This window comes from Oerskovia rustica, from assembly GCF_014836555.1.
In the GTDB taxonomy this organism is placed as follows: domain Bacteria; phylum Actinomycetota; class Actinomycetes; order Actinomycetales; family Cellulomonadaceae; genus Oerskovia; species Oerskovia rustica.
In genome coordinates this window covers 3,480-9,991 of record NZ_JACSQQ010000047.1, presented here as the reverse complement: position 1 = coordinate 9,991, position 6,512 = coordinate 3,480, and the positions used below count along the sequence as shown (strand labels likewise).

General features: G+C 72.5%; 5 protein-coding genes. 4 read left to right on the top strand and 1 reads right to left on the bottom strand.

Annotation, left to right across the window (positions count from 1 at the left end; genetic code table 11):
- Window positions 1–139 precede the first annotated feature (139 nt).
- From H9652_RS18035 to H9652_RS18025, 3 genes are all read left to right on the top strand, one after another.
- Window positions 140–1,165 (top strand): DnaJ C-terminal domain-containing protein, encoded by a 1,026-nt coding sequence (locus H9652_RS18035; protein ID WP_191797977.1) that lies wholly within the window; start codon window positions 140–142, stop codon window positions 1,163–1,165.
- A 41-nt stretch (window positions 1,166–1,206) separates the two neighbouring features.
- Entirely contained in the window at window positions 1,207–1,713 is a 507-nt protein-coding gene (locus H9652_RS18030; protein ID WP_191797971.1) for a heat shock protein transcriptional repressor HspR, read from the top strand.
- 195 nt (window positions 1,714–1,908) lie between these two features.
- Window positions 1,909–2,217, top strand: a complete 309-nt coding sequence (locus H9652_RS18025) for a DUF1540 domain-containing protein (RefSeq protein WP_030150176.1) — start codon at window positions 1,909–1,911, stop codon at window positions 2,215–2,217.
- Window positions 2,218–2,309: 92 nt separating this feature from the next.
- Here H9652_RS18025 and H9652_RS18020 read toward each other — a convergent pair whose 3' ends face one another.
- On the bottom strand, window positions 2,310–3,107 hold the full coding sequence (locus H9652_RS18020; RefSeq protein ID WP_191797969.1) for a hypothetical protein: 798 nt from the start codon (window positions 3,105–3,107) through the stop codon (window positions 2,310–2,312).
- 205 nt (window positions 3,108–3,312) lie between these two features.
- Here H9652_RS18020 and H9652_RS18015 point away from each other — a divergent pair.
- Window positions 3,313–6,512 (top strand): sigma-70 family RNA polymerase sigma factor (locus tag H9652_RS18015; protein ID WP_191797967.1); only part of this gene is annotated, 3,200 nt, incomplete at its 3' end.

Here is a 6,512-nt window from a genome sequence, read left to right as displayed (position 1 = left end):
CGGACCCGGGACGCCCGTCGGCGGAGCGCGCCTTCCGCGTGAAGGTGACCTCCGCCGTCGGGCCCCGGGAGCACGACCAGTATCGATGTAAGCACCACCACCGGCCCCGGGGCCGGTGAGACCTATGAGAGGAGGCGCCTTGACCGGTCAGGACTGGATCGAGAAGGACTTCTACGCCGCGCTGGGCGTCCCCAAGGATGCCGACGACGCCGCGATCAAGAAGGCGTACCGCAAGCTGGCCCGCACCTATCACCCCGACCAGAACCAGGGTGACGCGAAGGCCGAGGCGAAGTTCAAGGAGATCGGCGAGGCCTACGCGGTCCTGTCCGACGCCGAGCAGCGCCAGCAGTACGACGCGATCCGTGCCATGGCCGGCGGGGGCGCCCGCTTCTCGGCAGGAGCCGGCGGACCCGCCGGTGGAGCCGGAGGGTTCGAGGACATCTTCGGCGGCATGTTCGGTGGCGGAGGCGGTGGCGGCGGGGGAGGCCGCGTGCGGTACTCCACGCAGTCCGGCGGTGGCGGAGGCTTCGAGGACATCCTCGGGTCGATGTTCGGCGGCGGCGGGGGAGCCCAGACCGGGTTCCGCCCCAACGCCGGCTACCAGCGCCCGCAGCCCGGGGCCGACGTGCAGTCGTCGGCGACGCTCGGTTTCCGGCCCGCTGTCGAGGGCTCGACCGTCAACGTCACGACCGAGGGCCGCACCATCACGGCCCGCATCCCGGCGGGCGTCCGCGACGGCCAGAAGATCCGGCTGCGCGGCAAGGGCCGCCCCGGCGTCGCGGGCGGCGCCCCCGGCGACCTGGTCATCACGGTCCACGTCACGCCGCACCCCGTGTTCTCGGTCGACGAGAAGCACAACCTGCGCCTGACCGTCCCCGTGACGTTCGCGGAGGCCGCGCTCGGTGCGACCATCGAGGTCCCGACGCTCGACGGCAAGCCCGTCAAGGTCAAGGTCCCCGCGGGCACGCCGTCCGGCCGCACGCTGCGCGTCAAGGGCAAGGGCGTCAAGACGGCCAAGGCCACGGGCGACCTGCTCGTCACGATCCAGGTCGTCGTGCCGCAGAAGCTCTCGAAGGCCGCCAAGGAGGCCGTCGAGGCGCTCGCCGCGGCGACCGACGGCGAGAGCGACGTGCGCTCCGACCTGTTCGGGCGCGCCGCCGAGTAACGGACCGACCAGCAGGCACGAGGAGCGGCGAGGAGGAGAGCATGGCCAGGAACGAGGCTCCCACGGGGAGCCAGATCCCGTTCAACGCGTACGACGACGCCCCCGTGCTCGCCATCTCGCAGGCCGCGGCCCTCGCCGGGATGCACCCGCAGACCCTGCGCCAGTACGACCGCCTGGGCCTCGTGACCCCGCGCCGCACCATGGGACGCGGCCGCCGCTACTCCCAGCGCGACGTCGCCAAGCTCCTCGAGGTCCAGCGGCTCTCCCAGGAGGAGGGCATCAACCTCGCGGGAATCCGCCGCATCCTCGCGCTCGAGGAGCAGGTGAGCCGGCTCGAGGCCCGCCTCGCCGCCCTCGCGACGCAGCTCGAAGGAGGGCGCGTGTTCGCGGCCGGGGTGAGCGGCGACGTCGTCATGGTGCCGCGAGGGCGGCGCGTCCGGCGGACGACGGCGGACCGGGGTGCGGATCCCGGCCGTGGCAGCGGCCAGGTCGTCGAGGGCACCGAGGCGCGTGCGCTCGTCCTGTGGCGGCCCGGCCGAGGCTCCTGACCTCGGGCGGTGCCGCGAGGGACCGAAGGCGGGCATTCGCACAAATGCCTTTACGTGCGGTCCGTGTGACGTAAAAATGGCGGAATTCCGCCGAAGTGAGTGAGGCCTTGCTTCCTATACAGGGGCCGTTCCAAGGAATACCGTGAAGGAAATGCACGGTTGAACGCCCCTGTCCTTCGAGCAAGGAGAAGTCCCATGAGCAGCCTGATGGAGATGCCCCAGGTCGTCGAGTGTTCGATCGACGGTTGCGGATACAACCACGAGCACGGCTGCCACGCCGGTGCCGTGACGATCGCCGCGCACGGCAGCGAGGCCGAGTGCGCCACGTTCATCCCCCTGACCTCCAAGGGAGGGCTGGAGAAGGTCATCGCCCACGTCGGTGCCTGCCAGCGCGGGGAGTGCGCCCACAACGAGTCGCTCGAGTGCAACGCCTCGGCGATCCGCGTCGGAGCCGGGCCCCAGGGCGCGGACCACGCGGACTGCCTGACCTACAGCCCCCGCTGACCCTCGCGCTTCCCCCCAGCGCGATTCCCCACGACGCCCCGCTCGTCCCTTGCCGGACGACGGGGCGTCGTGGTGTGCGGGGAGGGGGCGGCTCAGCGCGAGAGGTCGTGGAGCATCTGTGCGGCGTCGGCGTGCTGCGCAGGAAGGGGCTCGACCCAGATGCGAGGCGGGCGTCGCAGGATCGCGGTCACGCCGAAGGTGAGCGCCGTGCGCTCGATCCTGTGCCGCAGCTCGGCACGCACCGGACCGACGTCGGCCGTGCGGGCGCAGAGCGCGGCGTAGATCCCGCCGCCGAGCGTCGCGACCGGGTGGCCGAGGCCGAACGTCTCCGTCAGGACCTTGCCCATGGCTGCGGCGCGGGCGACCTTCTGCCATCCGTCGATGCGTTCGATCGCGACGTCCACCAGGACGAGGCAGTGCGTCGCGGACGCAGGGGTTCCCAGGCGGTCGGCCTGACCGTACGTCTCCAGGAGGCGCTGCACGAGGTAGGGCACCGTCACGAGGCCCGAGCGTGGGTCGGTCGTGGGCGGGGCGCCGGGGATCAGCTCGTTGCCGACGGCCCACCCGGTGCTGACTGCCCGCAGCACGGTGACGTCGGGGGCCGTGCCCCACAGGTCGAACAAGCACGAGAGGTCGTCGATCGTCTCGCCGATGCTGATGCCGTCACGGCCGCGGGCCTCGCCGAGCCTCTCGGCCGCAGCGGCGGGGCACCGGGCGTCCGTGAGCGCCTCGACGAGCGCTTCCACGGCAGGGTGGTACCAGTCGCCTGGCCGCAGCCAGACGCTGTTCGTGCTGGCCGCCTGCCACTCGTCGAGCAGCGAGGCGACGGCTGGCTCGGGGTAGCCAGGTCGTAGGTCCATACTCATGAGACGTCCGAGGCCGGTGCTCATGACGCGACAGCGGCCGTCCGGTTTCTCTTTCATCCACTCGACACACCGACGGACATGCAGCACATTCCGTCGGTTCTGTCATCCTGACAGACGGACAAGACGGGCGAATCCGCGGTGAGACGTAGATAACACCACCGATTTTCCCGTCTAGGATGAACGGGAGGGCCTCACCTGCTGATGAGGCGGAGTCAGAGGCGGTAGGGGCATGACGCAGGTCGACACGTCGAGGGACGACGCCCCGACGAGCGATGCCGAGCTGATCACCGCCGTCCGCGGAGGTGACTACGCGGCGTTCGGTGCGCTGTACGAGCGGCACGCCGCGGCGGCACGCACGGTCGCGCGCCAGTACGTGCGCTCGGGGTCCGACGCCGACGACATGGTCTCGGAGGCCTTCGCCAAGGTCCTCGGCATCCTGCAGTCGGGGGGCGGGCCCGACGTCACGTTCCGCGCGTACCTCTTCACCGTCGTCCGGCGCCTGTCCTACGACCTGTCGAACGCGGGTCGTCGCACGCAGCCCACCGACGACATCGAGACGTTCGAGAGCGCGTTCGGGCCCATGGCCTCGACCGAGGACCCCACGCTCCAGGGCTTCGAACGGTCTGTCGTGACCAAGGCGTACCAGGGACTGCCGGAGCGTTGGCAGGCCGTGCTCTGGTACACCGAGGTCGAGGAGATGAACCCGGCCCAGATCGCGCCGCTGCTCGGTCTCACGGCCAACGGCGTCTCGGCGCTCGCCTACCGCGCCCGGGAAGGGCTGCGCCAGGCCTACCTCCAGCAGCACCTGACGGGTGCGAGCAGCGCAGGGTGCGAGAACGTCAACCCTCTCCTCGGCTCCTACGTCCGTGGTGGGCTCGCGAAGCGTGAGACCGCCAAGGTCGACGCGCACCTCGAGGAGTGCGGCGAGTGCCGGGCGCTCGTGCTCGAGCTCGGCGACGTCTCGCACGGCATGCGCGCCGTCATCGCCCCGCTGGTCTTCGGGGTCGCTGCGCTGGGTCTGGTCGGGACGGCTCTCCCGCTCACGGGTGGTGCAGCCGTCGGGGCCGGTGCGGCTGGCGCGACGGGGGCCGCGGGCGGTGCGAGCGGCAGCGCAGGGAGCGGTGCAGCCGGGGCCTCCGGTTCGGGTGCCGCCGGTTCCGGAGCCGCCGCAGGCGGCAGCGGGGCTGCGGCCGGTACCGGCGCCGCCGGAGGGGCCGCAGGAACGGGAGCCATGGGAGGCGCCGCGGCGGCCGGTGCGGCCGCCACGAGCGGTGGGCTCGGCGTCGCTGCGGCCGTCGGCGCGAGCGCCGCAGTCGGCACGGGTGCCGCTGCCGCGGCCGGCGCGACCGGCCTGGCGGCCTTCATCGCCGCATCCCCTCTGATCGCGGCCGCGGTGGGCGTCGTGGTGGTCGCGGCCGTCGGCGCGGGTGTCGTCGCCGTGTCCGGTGGCTTCTCGTCCGACCCACCCCCGAGCGCGGGCGCCAGCCCCGACCCGTCAGCCTCGACATCGCCGTCGGGCGCTCCCACGAGCATTCCGACGGGCGAGCCGTCGGCACCTCCGAGCGGGGATCCCACGTCCCCGACGAACACCGTGCCGCTCGCCGACGCGCCCGCCGATCCTGCGGCGCCGGCCTCGAACGGCAGCGCTGCTGCGGGGGCCGACACGGCGCCGGCCGGTCAGGGCGAGCCGACGACGCCTCTCGTGCCTCCGACGTTCCCGCTGACGCCGGTCGCCCCCGTCGCCCCTGTCGTCCCTGGGACACCGGACCCGGTCGTCCCCGTGGACCCACCGGCCCCGGCATCTCTCGACCTCGCGTTCGCCCCCCTCACGCTCGCTCCCCGCGACCCCGAGGACCTGACTCTCACGGCGTCCAACTCCGGTGGCACGTCCGCCGAGGAGGTCGTCGTCGACGTGACGCTCCCGCCGAACGTCTCGGTCGTGACCTCCGTGGTCACCGCAGGCCGGGGCGTCGTCCCGACGATCCGGCTCGCGGCGCTGCCGTGCGGCCCTGCGTCGCCGCAGAGCGACGGGTCGTCGCTCGTCACGTGCTCGGTCGGGGTGCTCTCTCCCGGGGAGACGAAGGACCTCGTCATCACCGTCCAGGCCTCGCGCGGCGGGAGCTACACGTTCGGCGGCACGGTGCACGGCAAGGGCCTGACCCCCGTCAAGAAGGAGTACGTGCCGGCGCCCGTGCCGTCGTACGGCGCGGAGATCGACCTGGTGACGCCGACCGTCGGCGCGCTCGTCAACCCTGGCGCGACCTCGGTCCGGCTCACGGCTCGCAACACGGGGGACGTCGACGCCCAGGGCGTGGCGTTCTTCGTGGGCGACCTGCCCACCGGCGTCACCGCGAAGCCGCTGGACGCCGGGTGGGCCTGTTCGCCGGGAGACGCCTCGCTGAGGTGCACGCCGACGGACGGCGCGGCGCTCGTGGCTCCCGGCGGGAGCCAGACCTCGGGTCCGCCAGTGGCACTCGACATCCAGCTCCTCGCAGGAGACGGGGCCGAGGCGACCACGGCCGGGCTCTCGTTCTCCGCGACCACGTCCTCGGCCGGCCGGACCCTGAAGGACTCCGCGAGCGCGGACCTCACGGTCGGCGAGCCCTGGGCCGGCGCGGACAAGGTCCCCGCCGGTGCCACGTTCGCCGCCCAGTGCGTCGACGGTGCTGCGACGGTCGTACTGAAGGGCGTCGCCAACACGACGTCCTACGACGACCTCCGGGTGACCCTCGGCGTCGACGACGTGACGTCGCAAACGGTGTCCGTGCCTCGCGGCGCCACCACGCAGCTCGCGGTGCCTCACGACCTGCGCGTCCCGAAGGACGCCTCGGCCTCGCTGACGCTCGTGACCACGGTCGACTCGCGTGAGTTCACGCGGAAGGTCCCGGTGGCCGGTGTCCCGGCCAAGGACTGCTTCGTCCCGCAGTGGCTGTCGGGCGCCGACGTGACGACCAGCTCCAGCAACGAGGCCGGGACGGTCCGTCTCGAGGCGGTCGTCACCAACTCGACCGGTCGTCCTCTGGCGCTCCAGGTCGACGACATGACGCCGGTAGGCGCCGAGGAAGCCTCCCGAGGGACGGCCATGATCGACCCGGGCGAGAGCGCGACGTTCTTCCGGTCGACCGGCGAGCAGGTCCTCGCGTCCGGAGACCTGGTCGTGCGCCAGCACCTGTCGGTCCCCGACGCCGATGGTGACCCGGGCGAGTACGACCAGCACCTCACGGTCGGCCACGCGGCGGCAAGGATCGCGCCTGCGAGCCCGACGCCGTCGGTGGGGGAGTGCGTCTACGTTCCTGAGACGCGGACGTCGTCGGCTCCTGTGAGCCTGACGTTCGACAACTCGGCGTCGACGTTGCCGGTGGTGTTCACGGTGGCCGGGCACGACCCGGTCGAGGTGAAGCCTGGCGCGGTCGCGACGCTGACGGACGT

Excerpts from the sequence above, each read along its gene's own strand:
- H9652_RS18030 (WP_191797971.1), top strand. The coding sequence starts at position 1,207 with ATGGCCAGGAACGAGGCTCCCACGGGGAGCCAGATCCCGTTCAACGCG.
- H9652_RS18025 (WP_030150176.1), top strand. The coding sequence starts at position 1,909 with ATGAGCAGCCTGATGGAGATGCCCCAGGTCGTCGAGTGTTCGATCGAC.
- H9652_RS18020 (WP_191797969.1), bottom strand. The coding sequence starts at position 3,107 with ATGAGCACCGGCCTCGGACGTCTCATGAGTATGGACCTACGACCTGGC.